The organism is Streptomyces sp. NPDC058955 (assembly GCF_042741435.1).
In the GTDB taxonomy this organism is placed as follows: Bacteria; Actinomycetota; Actinomycetes; order Streptomycetales; family Streptomycetaceae; genus Streptomyces.
Map to the genome: position 1 here is coordinate 37,439 of NZ_JBHYKM010000014.1, position 15,417 is coordinate 52,855.

A 15,417-nucleotide genomic window follows, 5' to 3' on the forward strand; every position below is an offset into this window, starting at 1 on the left:
CGGCACGGGAAGGGCGGGAGCGGGGCTCCCGCCCTTCCCACGTTTGTTCGGCCGCGGCCCCGGTGGGCGAGGCCGTCCGGATAGGGTGGACGGATGACGCGAGCAGAGCAGCCAGAGCTTCTGGGCGACTCCGAAGCCGCACCCGCCCCCGGCGCCGCCCCCGTCTCCGACGCGGCCCTCGTCGCGGACTCCCGGGAGCGTGCCGTACGGGCCCTCGTGCGCCATCAGCCGCTGCGCAGGCTGTGGAGCGCCCAGGCCGTCGGCGGGGTCGGCGACGCCCTCGCCCTCCTCGTCCTGGTCCTCCTCGGCCTCCAGGCCGCGGTGACCGACGGGGCCCTCGGCGGCGGCTACCGGGGCGCCGCCTTCGCCGTGGCCGCCGTCGTCGGCGCCCGGCTGCTCGCCACCGTCCTCTTCGGCGCCGTCCTGCTCGGCCCGCTCACCGCGCTGACCGCGCCCGGCGCCGCCCTCGACCGGCGGTGGACCATGATCGGCGCCGACGGGCTGCGGATCGCGCTGCTCGTCATCGCCCCCCTGTGGATCGACTGGACCCCCGGCAACGCCCTGTGGTTCGTGCTCGGCACGGTGTTCCTCACCGGCGCCGCCGAGCGCCTGTGGGCCGTCTGCCGGGACGGCGCCGCGCCCGCGCTGCTGCCCGCCGCGCCCGTCGAGGGCGACGCCGTCCGGCCGCTCCCCGACCACCTCGGCGCCCTGCGCACCCTCACCCAGCGCACCGCCTTCCTCGCGGTCCCGGCCGCCGCCGCCGTCCTGCTCGCCGCCACCCTCGTCTCCAACCTGCTGGGCTCGGGCGTCGACTGGTTCTCGCTCCACCAGGCCGCCCTCGGCGCCTACGTCGCCGCCGGCCTCTTCGCCGCCTCCGTCAGCGTCCTCGCCGCGATCACCCTGCCCGGCGGCCAGACCCCGCGCCCCCGCTCGCCGCTGGAGGGGCTGCGCCGCCCCGCCGCCGAGAAGGGCCGCACCGGAGCCGTCCCGCTGCTCGTCCTGGCCTGCGCCACCGTCGCCGGCGCCATCGGCGCCGCCGCGTCGCTCGCCGCCCTGCACGCCTACGACCTCGACGGCGGCCCCGTCACCTACGCCCTGCTCGTGCTCGCGCTCAGCGGCGCCACCGCCGTCGGCATCCGCACCGCGCGCTCCGTGCTCCCGGTGCTCTCCCGGCGCCGGCTCCTCGCCCTCGCGATCACCGTCACCGGCGTCGCCCTGATCGCCGTCGGCCTGGTGCCCGACACCGCGACCGTGCTCTTCCTCGCCGTCCTCGCCGGATACGCGGCCGGCGTCGCCGCCAACACCGGGCACACCCTCGTCGACCAGGAGACCGAGGAGCCGCGCCGGGAGCGCACCACCGCGCACCTGCAGGCCACCGCGCGCGTGGGCATCGCCGTCGGCGCGCTCGCCGCGCCGCTGCTCGCCGCCGCGATCGGCCCGCACCGCTTCGTCTCCGACTCCGGGAAGTTCGTCTTCGACCACGGCGGCGCCGCCTTCACCCTCGCCCTCGTCGGCGCCCTGCTGCTGCCCGTCGCCGCGCTCGTCCTCGCCAGGACCGACGACCGCGCGGGCGTGCCGCTCCGCCGCGACCTGCGCGACGCGCTGCGCGGCGCCGACCCCGCCCAGGCGCCGTCCGCCACCGGCTTCTTCATCGCCCTGGAGGGCGGCGACGGCGCCGGCAAGTCCACCCAGGTGCAGGCGCTCGCCGACTGGATCCGCGCCAAGGGCCACGAGGTCGTCGTCACCCGCGAGCCCGGCGCCACCCCCATCGGCAAGCGGCTCCGCTCGATCCTGCTCGACGTCTCCTCGGCCGGCCTGTCCAACCGCGCCGAGGCGCTGCTGTACGCCGCCGACCGCGCCGAGCACGTCGACTCGCTGGTCCGGCCCGCCCTGGAGCGCGGCGCCATCGTCATCACCGACCGGTACATCGACTCGTCCGTCGCCTACCAGGGCGCGGGCCGCGACCTCTCCCCGACCGAGATCGCCCGCATCTCCCGCTGGGCGACCGGCGGCCTCGTGCCGAACCTGACCGTCCTCCTCGACGTCTCCCCAGAGACCGCCCGGGAGCGGTTCACCGAGGCGCCGGACCGGCTGGAGTCCGAGCCGCCGGAGTTCCACGCGCGCGTGCGGGCCGGCTTCCTCGCCCTCGCCGCCGCCGACCCGAGCCGCTACCTCGTCGTCGACGCCGGGCAGGAGCCCGAGGCCGTCACCACCGTCGTGCGCCACCGGCTCGACCGGATGCTGCCCCTCTCCGAGGCCGAGGTGAAGGCCGCCGAGGAGGCCCGCCGGAAGGCCGAGGAGGAGGCCCGGCGCAAGGCCGAGGAGGAGGCCGCCCGCAAGGCCGAGGAGGAGCGCCTGGAGCGCGAGCGCCAGGAGCAGCTCGCCAAGCTGCGCGCCGAGGAGGAGGAGCGCAAGCGGCGCGAGGAGGAAGAGGCGCGCCGCCTGGAGGCCGAGCGGCAGGCGGAGGAGGCCCGGCGGAAGGCCGAGGAGGCCCGGATCGCCGCCGAGGAGGAGGCCCGCCGGCGCGCGGCCGAGGAGAAGGCCCGCCGCGAGGAGGAGGAACGGCTCCGCCTGCAGGCCGAGGAGGAGGCCCGGCGCCGCGCCGAGGCCGAGGCGCTCCGCCTGGAGAAGCAGCGCAAGGCCGAGGAGGCCCTGCTGCGCGCCGAGGAGGCCCGCCGGCTCGCCGCCGCGGCCACCGCCGCCAAGGCCGCCGAGGAGGCCGCCGCCGCGCAGCAGCGCGCCGCCGAGCAGGCCGCGAAGGCCGCGGCGCAGAGGGCGGCCGCGGAGGCCGCGGCGAAGGCCGCCGAGGAGAAGGCCGCCGCGGAGCAGGCCGCGCGGGCGAAGGCCGCGGCCGAGCGCGCCGCCGCCGAGCGGAGGGCCGCCGAGGAGTCGGCCGGCGAGGTCACCGTCCAGACGCCGGTCGTGAACCTCGGCAAGGACTCCGGTACGGCTCCGGCGGCGGGCGACACCCCGACCGTCTCGCCGACCGAGGTCACCGTGGCGACCCCGGTCGTCCGCCCCGAGGACCCGCGCCGCCCCGAGGCCGAGACCGCGGTCCTGCCGCAGGTCGGCGGCCGCGCGACGGACGAGACCACCGTGCTGCGGCCGGTCCGCGACACCGCGCCGGACGAGACGGCCGTGCTGCCGCCCGTCCGCGACGCGGCCCCCGACGAGACGGCCGTGCTGCCGCCCGTGCGGGACGAGCGGCGGGCCGATCCGGCGGACCGGGTCCCGCGGGACTTCTTCCGGGACGAGCCGGAGGCCGGCCGGGCGGGGTCGAACGACGTCACCCGCGAACTGCCCCAGCTCGACGAGCAGGGCCGGCCCCGCCGCCGCTCGGACTGGGCCGAGGAGACCCCGCTCGACGACCTGCCGACGCTCGCGGACGAGCTGTTCGGCGGCTACGGCGGCGACGACGACGAGCAGGACCCCCGCCGCCGCCGCTGAGCCCGGCACCCGGGGGTGGAGTCCGCTCCACCCCCGGTCGGGCAGCCTCCACCCTGCCGCCGCGCACCGCGGATTCCTAGCGTGGGGGCCATGACGAGAGGCACAGCCACAAAGCAGCGAACGGCCGCGCGGACGGAGACGGCGGCCGGGGGGACGGCGGTCGCGCTCGACCGGGTCGTACGGAGGTACGGCGGCCCGGCCGGCGGCGGACGGGCCGCCCTCGACGGGGTGAGCCTCACCGTGCCGCGCGGCGCGTTCCTCGCGGTCATGGGCGGCTCCGGCTCCGGCAAGTCCACCCTGCTGCGCTGCGCCGCCGGGCTCGAACGGCCGACCTCCGGGACCGTGCGCATCGGGGACGCCGACCTGGACCGGCTGCGGCCGGCCGCCCTCACCCGACTGCGCCGGGACCGGATCGGCTTCGTCTTCCAGTCGCTGAACCTGGTCACCGCGCTGACCGTGCGCGAGAACGTCGCCCTGCCGCTGCTCCTCGCCGGCACGTCCGGCGGGGACGCCCGCGCCCTCGCCGGCCTCGCCGCCGTGGGCCTCGCCGACCGGGCGGACGACCTGCCCGGCACGCTGTCCGGCGGACAGCGGCAGCGGGTCGCGATCGCCCGGGCCCTCGTCACCGAACCCGAGGTCGTCTTCGCCGACGAGCCGACCGCCGCCCTCGACCCGGTCACCGCCGCCGAGGTCCTCGCGCTGCTGCGGCACGCCGTCGACGCGTACGGCCGCACCGTCGTCCTGGTCACCCACGACCCGGTCGCCGCCGCCTGGGCGGACGAGGTGGTGTTCCTCGCGCACGGACGGCTCGTCGACCGTCTGGAGCGGCCCGACGCGGCCGGCGCCAGGGCCGTCCTCGGCCGCCACGCGCGCGTGGACCACACCCGGAGCGCGACCGGTGCGACCGGCGGGACCACCGTGACCGGTGGGGCGGGCGCGGGCCTTCCGGGGGAGCGATGAACGACGGGGTCGCGCTGCTCGCCGCGCGTTCGCTGCGGGCCCACCGGCGGGCCTGGACGGCCGTCTTCGCCGCCGTCGCCCTCGTCTCCGCGCTGCTCGGCGCGCTCGCGCTCACCGCCGGGTCCCTCGGCCTGGCCCACGCGCGCGTGGAGCGGTACGCGGCGGCGCCGGTCGTCGTCGCCGGCGACCAGGAGGTCCGCTCCACGGCCACCCCCTGGGGCAGCGAACCGCAGACCGCCTCGGCCGGCCTCACCGAACGCGTCCGGGTGCCCGCGGCCGCCGCCGACGCCCTCCGGGCCGTGCCCGGCGTGCGCGCCGTCGTGCCGGACGACGCCTTCCGGGTACGGGAGCACACCGGCCGCCCCTGGGACGCGGCCCGCCTCGGCGGCCACCGGCTCACCGCCGGACGCGCCCCCGCCGCCCCCGGCGAGACCGTCGCGGGCGGCGCCCCCGACAAGCTCGGGCAGGTCGTCGCCGGGTACCGGGTCGTCGGCGTCGCGGACGGGCCCCGCGCGCTCTACTTCGGCGCGGCGGACGCCCGGCGGCTCGCGGGCCACCCCGGGACGTACGACGCCCTCGGCGTCCTCGGCGAGCCCGGCGTCCCCGTCGACACCCTCCACGCGCGCGTGCGCCACGCCCTCGACACCACGCCCGGCGCCGGCGGGAAGGGGCTGCGGGCCCTCACCGGCGACGGCCGGGGCGCCGCCGAGGACCTGCGGGCGCTGCCCGCGCGCGACGGCCTGCTCCAGCTCCTCGCCGCCGTCGCCGGAACGATCGTGCTGGTCACCGTCCTCGTCCTGTCCTCCCTCGTCGCCCAGGCCCTCGCCGAACGCGCCCCCGAGCGCGCCCTCCTGCACGCCGTCGGCGCCGCGCCCCGCCAGATCCGGGCCGCCGTCGGCCGCGAGGTCACGCGCGTGGCGGGCCCGGCGGCGCTGCTCGGCGCGCTCGGAGCCGTACCGGCCTTCCTGCTGCTCCGGTCGGCGCTCGCCACCCGGGGCGCCCTGCCGCCCGCCCTCGAACTGCCGGCCCCGCCGTGGCTGTACGCGGCCCTCCTCGTGACGGCCGGGCTGACGCTGGGCCTGGCCCGTCTCGTGGTGCCGCTCGCCACGTCCGACGGGCGCCGCGCGGGGCGGGCCGGGCGGCGCTCCGGGACCGTGCGGCGCGGGGCCGGGCTGGTCATGCTGGTGCTCGGGGCCGGCTCGGCCGGCACGGCCACCCTCCAGTCCGGCGAGGCCGCGGGCGTCGCGGCCGGCGCGGCCACCGTCACGCTGGTCGCCGGCTGCGCCCTGCTCGGCCCGTGGATCGCCGCCGCGGCGATGCGGGTGGCGGGGCCGGTGCTGCGCCGGTCCGGCGGGGCGGCCGGCCATCTCGTGGCGGCCGGGACGGCGGCCCGCTCCCGGGCCCTCGGCGCCGCGCTCACCCCCGTCGTCCTCGTCACCGCCTTCGCCGGCGTCCAGCTCGCCGCCGGGAGCACCGCCGACCGCGAGGCCGCCGCCCAGGCGCGGGCGGCGACCGTCGCCGGCCACGAGCTCGTCCCCCGCGCCGGGGACGGGCCGGCCACGGCCGAGCTGCGGCGGCTGCCGGGGGTGACGTCGGCCACCGGAGTCCTCCGGTCCACGGTCGTGCTGCCCGGCACCGAGGCGGGCTCGCCGCGGCTCGACCGGCTGCCGGTGCTCGGGGTGGACCCCGAGGGCCTGGCCGGGACGCTCGACCCGGGCGTCATCGCCGGGGACCTCGCGGGGCTGGCCCGGCCCGGGACGGTCGCCGTGGGCGCCGACCGCGCGGACGCGCTCGGCGTGCGGCCCGGCTCCACCGTCCAGCTGCGGATGGGCGACGGCGCCCCGCGCCGGCTGACCGTCGTCGCGGTGTACGCGCGCTCCCTCGCGCTCGGCGAGTTCCTGTTCCCGCGGGACGGGCTCGCCCCGCACATGACCGACCCGGTCCCCGCGCGCGTGCTGCTGGCCGGGCCCGGGGCCGCCCGGGTGCCGGGGGCCCGTCCGGCGCCCGCGCCGGAGCGGGTGGAGGCGGACGAGGCGGCGGCCGGGGCCGTCCTGTCGGTCGCCGCCGTCGCCGCGATCGGGGTGCTCACCGTCCTCTCCGTGCTGAGCACGCTCCGACTCCTCGCGGCCGGCCGGCGCGCCGAGCTCGCCCTGCTGGGCCAGGTCGGCGCCTCGCGCCGCCAGCTGCGGTCGATGCTGCTGCTGGAGGCCGGGTTCCTGGCCGGTACCGGGCTGCTGCTGGGCGCGGTGGTCGCCGCCCTGCCGCTGGCCGCGTTCGCGTGGGCGCTGACCGGCGGCCCGCCGTACCTGCCGCCCGCGCAGGCCGCGCTGATCGCGGGGACGGTCCTGGTCACGACGTACGCGGGCGTCCTCGGCGGCGCGGGCCGTGGTGCGGCGGGCGGGCCGGTCAGGCGTTGAGGTAGGCCAGGACGGCGAGGACCCGGCGGTGTCCGCTGTCGCTCGGCGGCAGCTCCAGCTTGGCGAAGACGTTGCCGACGTGCTTGTGGACCGACCGCTCGGTGACCACCATCGTGCGGGCGATCGTCGCGTTGTCGTGGCCCTGGGCCATCAGCTCCAGGCACTCGCGCTCCCGGGGCGTCAGCGAGTCGAGCGGGTCGTCGCGCCGGCGGGCCATCAGCTCGGTGACGACCTCGGGGTCGAGGGCCGTCCCGCCGGCCGCGACCCGCTCCAGGGCGTCCAGGAACTCGTCCACCCGCCCCACCCGGTCCTTCAGCAGGTAGCCGACGCCCCGGGCGCCGCCGCCCAGCAGCTCGGCGGCGTACGTCTCCTCCACGTACTGGGAGAGCACGAGGACCGGCAGCCCGGGCAGCTCGGCGCGGGCCGCGAGCGCCGCCCGCAGCCCCTCGTCGCGGAAGCCGGGCGGCAGGCGCACGTCGAGGACGGCGACGTCCGGCCGGTGCTCCAGGAGCAGCGGCAGGATCTCGGGTCCGGTCGTCGCCACCCCGGCGACCTCATGGCCGGCCGAGGTCAGCAGCAGGACCAGGCCCTCCCGGAGGAGGGCGTTGTCCTCGGCGATCACCACACGCACGGAAGCTCCACTTCGATCACGGTCGGTCCCCCTGCGGGGCTGGTCAGGCGTACGGTGCCGTCGAGCGCGGCGACCCGGCGGCGCATCCCGGTCAGGCCGGAGCCGCCGCCGGTCCCGGCGGCGGTGCCGGGGTCACCGGCGTCCCGGGCGCCGCCGCGGCCCTCGTCCCGGACCACCACGCGCACGCCGCCGCGGGTCCTGGCCAGCTCGACGGCGGCCCGGTCGGCGCCGCTGTGCTTGGCGGCGTTGGTCAGCGCCTCGGCGACGGCGAAGTACGCGGCGGCCTCGACGGCGGCGGGCGCGCGGGGCGCGTCGGCGGCCGTCCCCGCCGCCGCTCCCGGCACCGGGCCCTCCAGGCCGTCCACGGCGACCGTCACGTCCAGGGCGCTGCCGGCCGCCAGCGCGCGGACCGCCCCGGCGAGCCCGCGGTCGGTGAGGATCGGCGGATGGATGCCCCGGACGACGTGGCGGAGCTCGGCCAGCGCCTGCTCGGCCTGGTCCTGGGCGTCGTCGAGCAGCTTGCGGGCGGTCGCCGGATCGGTGTCGTACGCGCGGCGGGCGAGGCCGATCCGCATCGAGAGCGCCACCAGGCGCGCCTGGGCGCCGTCGTGCAGGTCGCGCTCGATCCTGCGCAGCTCCGCGCCGTGCGCGGCGACGGCACCGGCCCGGGTCGTGGTCAGCTGCTCGATCCGGGCGGCGAGCGCAGCGTCCCGCGCGGCGGACGGCGCCGGCGTCAGCAGGGTCCGCGCCCAGTCCGCCTCCAGGGCGGCGAGCCGCCGGAAGAGCGGCAGGGCGACGGGCGCCCGGCCGGCGAGGCCGCTCCACACGCCGTCGACGAGCGGCGCGACGACCCACAGCGGCAGGGAGACGCACCACAGGACCATGCCGTAGACGGAGTGGGCGGCGAGCCAGAGCAGGTCCCGCCGGGTGCCGGGGTCGTCGAGCGCGGTGCGCACGCGCGCGGGGAGGGGGCCTTCGAGCGGCGCGTACGCCTCGGGGACGGCGGTCCCGGTCAGCGCGGCGGTCCGCCGCCGCTCCCAGGAGGCGATCCGGCGCAGCAGCAGCACGGTCTCCGGGAGGACGCCCGCGCCGAGGACGGTGAGGGTGAGGAAGGCGGTGAAGACGACGACGCCGGCCATGAGGTAGCCGAGAAGCGCGATGCCGGCCCCGACCAGGAGGTGGTGCCACGCGCCGGCCGCGTCCTTGATCGTCTCGCGCATGGGTCCAGGCTAGGCGACCGGCGGCCCGGCGGCGGTGGAGCGGGCTCCACCATGGACAGGGGGGCGCGTACCGCCGACCGGGGGGTGCGGGGGGCGCGAGGATCGAAGGGCCGGGGGAGGAGGAGCGGGACCCGGCGCCCGTCCGACCGCTCCGCCCGTCCCTCCGGAGGTCCCCGTGCGTTTCCTGGCCTGGCTGCTGCTCGCCGTGTCCGTCGTCGCCAACGTCTATGCCAACACCTTCTCCGGCTACACCGGCGCCGCCCATGTCGTCGCCAGTGTCGTCACCGGCGCCGTCGTCCTCGGCTCGGCCGCCGTCCTGTGGTTCACGCGGCGCCGCGCCGCCTGAGGCAGGGGTCCGGCGCCCGAGGTCGTCGGCGGCGGGCGTTGTCGGAGGGCTGCCCCACAATGGAGGGCGTACCTTCAGGAGGGGCAGACATGGCCGTATGGGACGACCTGGTCGGACAGGAGCGGGTCGAGGAGCAGCTCGCCGCCGCCGCGCGGGACGCCGACGCGCTGGTCACCGCCCAGGCCGCGGGCGAGCCCGCCCCCGAGGCGTCGAAGATGACGCACGCCTGGCTCTTCACCGGCCCGCCCGGCGCGGGCCGGGTCGACGCGGCGCGCGCGTTCGCGGCGGCCCTCCAGTGCGTGAGCCCCGACCGGGCGCTCGGCGGGGCGCCGGGCTGCGGCTTCTGCACCGGCTGCCACACGGTGCTGGTCGGCACCCACGCCGACGTGACGACGGTCTCCGCCGTCGGCACGGAGATCCTCGTCAAGGACATGCGGGACACCGTCCGCAAGTCCTTCACCTCGCCGGCCAACGGCCGGTGGCAGGTCATCCTCGTCACCGACGCCGAGCGGCTCAACGAGAAGTCGGCCAACGCCGTGCTGAAGGCCGTCGAGGAGCCCGCCCCGCGCACGGTCTGGCTGCTCTGCGCCCCCTCGGTCGAGGACGTGCTGCCGACGATCCGCTCCCGCTGCCGCCACCTGACCCTGCGCACCCCGCCGGTCGCGGCCGTCGCCGACGTGCTGATCCGGCGGGACGGCATCGAGCCGGAGATCGCCCACGCCGCGGCCCGGGCCACCCAGGGGCACGTCGACCGGGCCCGTCGGCTCGCCACCGACGAGCGGGCCCGCGCCCGCCGCGCCGTCGTCCTGAAGCTGCCGCTGCGGGTGGCGGACATCGGCGGCTGCTTCAAGGCCGCGCAGGAGCTGGTGGACGCGGCGGCGGAGGACGCGAAGCAGGTCGCCGAGGAGATCGACACCAAGGAGACCGAGGAGCTGAAGGCGGCGCTCGGCGCCGCGCAGGGCGGACGGATGCCGCGCGGCACGGCCGGGATGATGAAGGAGCTGGAGGAGAAGCAGAAGCGGCGGGGCCGGCGCACCCAGCTCGACAGCCTGGACCTCGCGCTCACCGATCTCACCGGCTTCTACCGGGACGTCCTGACGCTCCAGCTCGGCACCGGCTCGGCGCTGGCCAACGAGGACGTGCGGGACGCGGTGGAGCGGATCGCCCGGGACACCACCCCGGAGCGGACCCTGCGCCGCGTGGAGGCCGTCCTCGCCTGCCGCGAGGCGCTGGAGCGGAACGTGGCGCCGCTGCTCGCGGTCGAGGCGATGACGATGGCCCTCCGGGGCTGAGCCCGCGCGGGTCCGGCGATTGGACACGGTGCGTACCCGTCCGGATACGCTCCGGGAATGGACTCCAGGCGTCTCCTCCGCACCTCCGCCACGGCGCTCGCCGCCGCCGGGCTGATCCTCTCCGGTTGCACGGGAGGGAGCGACGCGGCCGCTCCGGCGGGGCGGGGGTCCGCGACCGCGCGCCCGGTCGCCTCGCCGTCGCCGTCGCCCGAGGCGCTGAGGAAGTACTACGGCCAGCGGCTCGCCTGGCGGGACTGCGGCGTCGAGGGCTTCCAGTGCGCGACGCTCCGCGCCCCGCTGGACTACGCGCGCCCGGACGGCCCGGAGATCAAGCTGGCCGTCTCCCGGGTGCGGGCGAGCGGCCCCGGGCAGCGGATCGGCTCCCTCCTGGTGAACCCGGGCGGGCCCGGCGGCTCCGCCGTCGACTACCTCCAGGGGTACGCCGGCATCGGCTACCCGCAGCCGGTGCGGGCCCGCTACGACATGGTGGCCGTCGACCCGCGCGGGGTCGGCCGCAGCGAGCCGGTCGACTGCCTGACGGGCCCCGAGATGGACACGTACACCCAGGTCGACCAGACACCGGACGACACCGCGGAGGTCGACGCGCTGGCGGCCTCGTTCCGGCGGTTCGCGGCCGGGTGCGAGAAGCGCAGCGGCGCGGTCCTGCCGCACGTCTCCACGGTGGAGACGGCCCGGGACATGGACATCCTGCGGGCGGTGCTGGGCGACGAGCGGCTGCACTACGTCGGCGCCTCGTACGGCACCTTCCTCGGCGCCACCTACGCCGAGCTGTTCCCCGGCCGGGTCGGCCGGCTCGTCCTCGACGGGGCGATGGACCCGTCCCTCTCGGCGCTCGACCTCAACCGGGACCAGACGGCCGGCTTCGAGACCGCGTTCACGGCGTTCGCCGCCGACTGCGTCACCCGGCCCGACTGCCCCCTCGGCACGGGTTCGGTCGCGGCGGCCGGCGAGGCGCTCCGCACGTTCTTCCGCGCCACGGACACGGAACCCGTCCCCACCGGCGAGGACCGCGAGCTCGGCGAGTCCCTGGCCACCACCGGGGTCATCGCCGCCATGTACGACGAGGGCGCCTGGCCGCAGCTGCGGGAGGCGCTGACCCGGGCGATCGGCGGCGAGGGCTCGGCCCTCCTCGCGCTGGCCGACAGCTACTACGAGCGGGAGCCGGACGGCTCGTACGCGAACCTCATGTTCGCCAACGCCGCCGTGAACTGCCTGGACCTGCCGCCCGCCTACCAGGACCCGGCCGGCGCGGCGCGGGCCGTCCCGTCCTTCGACAAGGCGTCCCCGGTCTTCGGCACGGGCCTCGCCTGGGCCGCCCTGAACTGCACCTACTGGCCGTCCGAGGCCACCGGCCGCCCGCACCGCATCACCGCCGAGGGCGCCGCCCCGATCCTGGTCGTCGGCACCACCCGCGACCCGGCCACCCCCTACAAGTGGGCCGAGTCCCTCGCGGACCAGCTCTCCTCCGGCACCCTCCTCACCTACGAGGGCGACGGCCACACCGCCTACGGCCGGGGCAGCGACTGTGTCGACACCGCGATCAACACCTACCTCCTGGAGGGCACCCCGCCCACCGAGGGAAAGCGCTGCTCATGACCCCCGGCCCGGCCCGCTCCGACCCTGGTCGGAGCACCCCGGGAAACTGTGTAGACTTGGCGACGCTGCTGCACCGACCATGGTGACGCGCAGCGCGCCGCCTTAGCTCAGTTGGCCAGAGCAACGCACTCGTAATGCGTAGGTCTCGGGTTCGAATCCCGAAGGCGGCTCCGATGAGGGCCCGGTCGATCACGACCGGGCCCTTTCGGTTTCTCCGGTAGGGGGCGGGGAGGGTCAGGAGGTGCGGCGGAGGGCCAGTACCGCGTTGTGGCCGCCGAAGCCGAAGGAATTGCTCAGGGCCAGGTCGCCGGTGGTGGGGAGCGGGCGGGGGAGGGCGCGGACCACGTCGAGGGGGATCGCGTCGTCCGGGTCGTCGCAGCCGAGGGTCGGCGGGATCAGACCGTGGTGGAGGGTGAGGGCGGTGACGACGGCCTCGACGCCGCCCGCCGCGCCCTGAAGATGGCCGAGGCCGCCCTTGGGAGCCGTGACCGGGATGGGGACACGGCCGTCGGCGTCGCCGAAGACGTGGGCCAGCGCGGCCGCCTCCGCCAGGTCGCCCTCCACGGTGGCGGTGGCGTGGGCGTTGACGTGGACGACGTCGGCGAGGGTGGCGTCCGCGTCGGCGACGGCGCGGCGCAGGGCGGTCGCGACGCCTCGGCCGGTGGGGTCCGGGGCGGCGAGGTGGTGGGCGTCGGCCGAGAGGCCCCAGCCGGCCGCCTCGCAGTAGATCCGGGCGCCCCGGGCCAGGGCGTGCTCCTCGGCCTCGAGGACGAGGATGCCCGCGCCCTCCGCGTTCACGAAGCCGGAACGGTCCTTCGCGAAGGGGCGCGAGGCGTGCTGGGGGGTGTCGTTGCACGTCGACAGAGCGCGCATCGCGGCGAACGCCGCCATCACCTCGGGGGTGACGGCCGCCTCCGCGCCGCCGGCGAGCGCGAGGTCCACGTGGCCGGAGCGGATGCGGTCGACGGCCTGGCCGATCGCCTCGCTGCCCGACGCGCAGGCGCTGACGACCGTACGGGCCTCGCCGGTGACGTGCAGGTCGAGCGAGACCTGGGAAGCCGCCTGTGACGGGACGGTCATGGGGGCGGTGAGCGGGGGGACGCCCCGTACGCCGCGCTCCCGCAGCCGCCGGTCGGCGGCGACGAGCACCGGGGCGCCGCCGATGATGGTGCCGAGGCTGATGCCGACCCGGTCGGGGTCGAGGCCGCTCTCCAGGGTGCCGCCCGGCGCCAGGCCCGCGTCCCGCCACGCCTCGCGGGCCGCGAGGACGGCGAACTGGGAGGCCCGGTTCATGCGTCTGGCCCGTGGCCCCGGCAGGAGGTCGGCGGGGTCGACCGGGACGGTGCCGGCGATCCGTACCGGCTGATCGGCGAACTCGGGCGCGGTCAGCGGCCGGAGGCCGCTGCGGCCGGCGAGGAGCCCGTCCCAGAGCGCGCCGTGCCCGAGGCCCAGCGGGGTGATCGCGCCGAGGCCGGTCACCACCACGCGCCGGGGGTGCCGGCGGGTGGCGCGGCGCGGGGCCGGTGCCGCGGGGGAGCCGGGGGTTCCCGAGGCGCCCGAGGCGCCGTATCCCGTTTCCATCGTTTCCCTTCCGGGTGATTGAATTTGATCGATCAACAGCCGCAGCGCGGCATTGAGCGGGGGACGCATGGGACGCAGCAACGATCCGAATACCGCCGACGCGGAGGACTTCCGGCTCGAATTCGGAGACCTGCCCGCCCTGTTGAGGGCGTGGCGGGCCGAGGCCGGTGCCCGTCTCGGGCGCGCCAAGCCGTTACCGCAGCGGGAGGTGGCCCGCCGCATGGGAGTGAGCGAGCGCTGGTACCGGGCGCTGGAGAGCGGAGCGCAGGTCCCGCTCACCCTCGACACGCTCACCGGGCTCGCCGATGCTCTCGACCTCGGGCCGGACGAACGCACGGCGCTGTACTGGTACCGGCTGACCGAGGTGTCGGACGAGGGGCTGCCGAAGGAGGACGACGGCAGGCTCGCCCGCTTGAAGGAATTCGTGCACGCGCAGGAGGGGTTCCCCGCCTACCTCGCCGACCACGCGTGGAACATCGTCGGCCACAATGCCGCGATGGCCTCGTGGTTCCCCTGGGTCCGGGAACCGGGCGCCAATCTCATGCGATGGGTCCTGGAGAGCCCGGCGGCGCGGGAACGGTTCGTCGACTGGCGCGAGCAGGCCTCGCTGTACCTGGCGCAGCTGCGCTTCACACTGGTGCGGCACCCGGACGACCCGATCCTGGCGGACCTGCTCGCCGGGGCGCTGCGGGACCCCGACTGCCGGGAGCTGTGGGACGCGGGTCCGCGCATCATCGCGTTCCGGCAGGGCGGAAGGTTTCGTCTCTCGCTCCCGCACGTCTCGTCGACCGAGCTGGTGGTCACCTCTCAGGTCCTCCTCCCCGCTTACCGCCCCGGCATCCGCTTCGTGGCGCTGATGCCTGTCTAGGGCTTGTCCCCGTTGCACTGTACACAGGAATTCGATGCCGTATACCGGCAAATTCTTGCCGGTTGACAAGGCATCGGAAGCGCTGCAATCTCGGTCAGCGTTCCGGGGAACGGTGGGGTCGTTCAGGGGCTCTCGCCGGGAATTCCCGGACGGATGGGGGAGATTCTCTGTGTTACCCGTGACGGATTCTTTCGTTAAAAGCGCGTATCGATTTCCGGGCGGGGCGTGACGTGGCAGCGTCATCGACGATCCGGCCGCCCGCCCTGCGTCTCCTTTCCGACTCCGACGACCTCGTCGGACTGTTGAGCGGCCTGCGCGGCCGGCCGGTACGGGAACTGCGCCTCGCGCTGCCGCTCAGGCCGTACGACCGCCGCGTCCGCGAACAGGCCACCCTGCTCAGCGCGGAGATCGTCCGGCGCGGGGCCCAGGTCCGGGTGCTCCAGCCGATGGAGGGTGACCGCGACCCGGCCTACGCCGCCGACACCCGCCGTCTCGCCGCCTCCGGGGCCCGCATCCGGGTGCTGCCCCGGCTGTCCGTGTGGATGGCCGTCGCCGACCGGGACCTCGCCGTCGTGCCCTCCGACCCCGAGCGGGAGGCCGCCCCGGCGACCCTGCTTCGCGGGCCGGCCCTGGTGGGGGCGTACCAGGCCCTCTTCGACCAGGTGTGGAGCCGGCGCGAAGGGCCGTTCGCGCCGCCGTCGGCGGATCAGGGCGGACCACAGGGGGCGGGGCCGGACGGCGAGGGCCTCGTGGGGTTCGAGGGCCTGGACGTGCGGGAGCGTGAGGCACTGCTCCTGCTCGCCCAGGGCCTCACCGACGAGGGCATCTCGCGGCGCACCGGCCTGTCGGTGCGGACGATCCGCCGCACCGTCGCCGGAGTCATGACCCGGATGGGGGCGCAGAGCCGCTTCCAGGCGGGGGTGGAGGCGGCCCGCCGCCAGTGGGTCTGAGACCGTCCCGGCGTTCGCCCGGCCCGGACCGGCCCCCCCCCGGGCCGCAGGGGCGCCGCCCGCGCCCCCCCCCCACCCCGGCCCACCA

Annotated in this window: 11 protein-coding genes and 1 tRNA gene; 9 read left to right on the top strand and 3 right to left on the bottom strand. The window is 77.2% G+C overall.

Annotated elements, in window-relative coordinates; translation table 11 throughout:
- The first annotated feature begins 93 nt into the window (after positions 1–93).
- The 3 genes from tmk (at position 94) to ACFW1I_RS08790 (ending at position 6,824) form a co-directional block, all read left to right on the top strand.
- A complete protein-coding gene (tmk, locus tag ACFW1I_RS08780; protein ID WP_384667625.1) occupies positions 94–3,447 on the top strand; it encodes a dTMP kinase in 3,354 nt (1,117 codons plus the stop codon).
- 90 nt (positions 3,448–3,537) lie between these two features.
- Positions 3,538–4,407, top strand: a complete 870-nt coding sequence (locus tag ACFW1I_RS08785; RefSeq protein ID WP_384667627.1) for an ABC transporter ATP-binding protein — start codon at positions 3,538–3,540, stop codon at positions 4,405–4,407.
- Positions 4,404–6,824 carry an FtsX-like permease family protein gene (locus ACFW1I_RS08790; RefSeq protein ID WP_384667630.1) on the top strand — a complete coding sequence of 807 codons (2,421 nt, stop codon included), beginning with the start codon at positions 4,404–4,406 and terminating at the stop codon, positions 6,822–6,824. Before ACFW1I_RS08785 ends, ACFW1I_RS08790 begins: the two co-directional genes overlap by 4 nt.
- On the opposite strand, the gene ACFW1I_RS08795 is transcribed toward ACFW1I_RS08790, so the two are convergent.
- Both ACFW1I_RS08795 and ACFW1I_RS08800 read right to left on the bottom strand, forming a co-directional pair.
- Complete coding sequence (locus ACFW1I_RS08795) at positions 6,814–7,455, bottom strand: response regulator transcription factor (protein WP_319009057.1); 642 nt, start codon at positions 7,453–7,455, stop codon at positions 6,814–6,816. The genes ACFW1I_RS08790 and ACFW1I_RS08795 overlap by 11 nt on opposite strands.
- Positions 7,443–8,675, bottom strand: a complete 1,233-nt coding sequence (locus tag ACFW1I_RS08800) for a sensor histidine kinase (protein WP_384667633.1) — start codon at positions 8,673–8,675, stop codon at positions 7,443–7,445. Before ACFW1I_RS08800 ends, ACFW1I_RS08795 begins: the two co-directional genes overlap by 13 nt.
- Before the next feature lie 175 nt (positions 8,676–8,850).
- On the opposite strand from ACFW1I_RS08800, the gene ACFW1I_RS08805 reads away from it, so the two are divergent.
- The 4 genes from ACFW1I_RS08805 (at position 8,851) to ACFW1I_RS08820 (ending at position 12,100) form a co-directional block, all read left to right on the top strand.
- A complete protein-coding gene (locus ACFW1I_RS08805) occupies positions 8,851–9,021 on the top strand; it encodes a hypothetical protein (RefSeq protein ID WP_384667636.1) in 171 nt (56 codons plus the stop codon).
- A gap of 89 nt (positions 9,022–9,110) precedes the next feature.
- Positions 9,111–10,313, top strand: a complete 1,203-nt coding sequence (locus tag ACFW1I_RS08810; RefSeq protein ID WP_384667639.1) for a DNA polymerase III subunit delta' — start codon at positions 9,111–9,113, stop codon at positions 10,311–10,313.
- Between the two features lie 57 nt (positions 10,314–10,370).
- The gene (locus ACFW1I_RS08815; protein WP_384667641.1) at positions 10,371–11,930 is read left to right on the top strand and encodes an alpha/beta fold hydrolase; all 1,560 of its coding nucleotides are present in this window, start codon (positions 10,371–10,373) and stop codon (positions 11,928–11,930) included.
- A gap of 96 nt (positions 11,931–12,026) precedes the next feature.
- Positions 12,027–12,100: transfer RNA gene (locus ACFW1I_RS08820), tRNA-Thr, on the top strand.
- A 64-nt stretch (positions 12,101–12,164) separates the two neighbouring features.
- On the opposite strand, the gene ACFW1I_RS08825 is transcribed toward ACFW1I_RS08820, so the two are convergent.
- Positions 12,165–13,511 (bottom strand): beta-ketoacyl-[acyl-carrier-protein] synthase family protein, encoded by a 1,347-nt coding sequence (locus ACFW1I_RS08825; protein WP_384667644.1) that lies wholly within the window; start codon positions 13,509–13,511, stop codon positions 12,165–12,167.
- Positions 13,512–13,578: 67 nt separating this feature from the next.
- Here ACFW1I_RS08825 and ACFW1I_RS08830 point away from each other — a divergent pair, with 67 nt between their 5' ends.
- A complete protein-coding gene (locus ACFW1I_RS08830; RefSeq protein ID WP_384667646.1) occupies positions 13,579–14,379 on the top strand; it encodes a helix-turn-helix domain-containing protein in 801 nt (266 codons plus the stop codon).
- A 230-nt stretch (positions 14,380–14,609) separates the two neighbouring features.
- The gene (locus ACFW1I_RS08835) at positions 14,610–15,329 is read left to right on the top strand and encodes a LuxR C-terminal-related transcriptional regulator (protein WP_384667648.1); all 720 of its coding nucleotides are present in this window, start codon (positions 14,610–14,612) and stop codon (positions 15,327–15,329) included.
- The last annotated feature ends 88 nt before the right edge of the window (positions 15,330–15,417 follow it).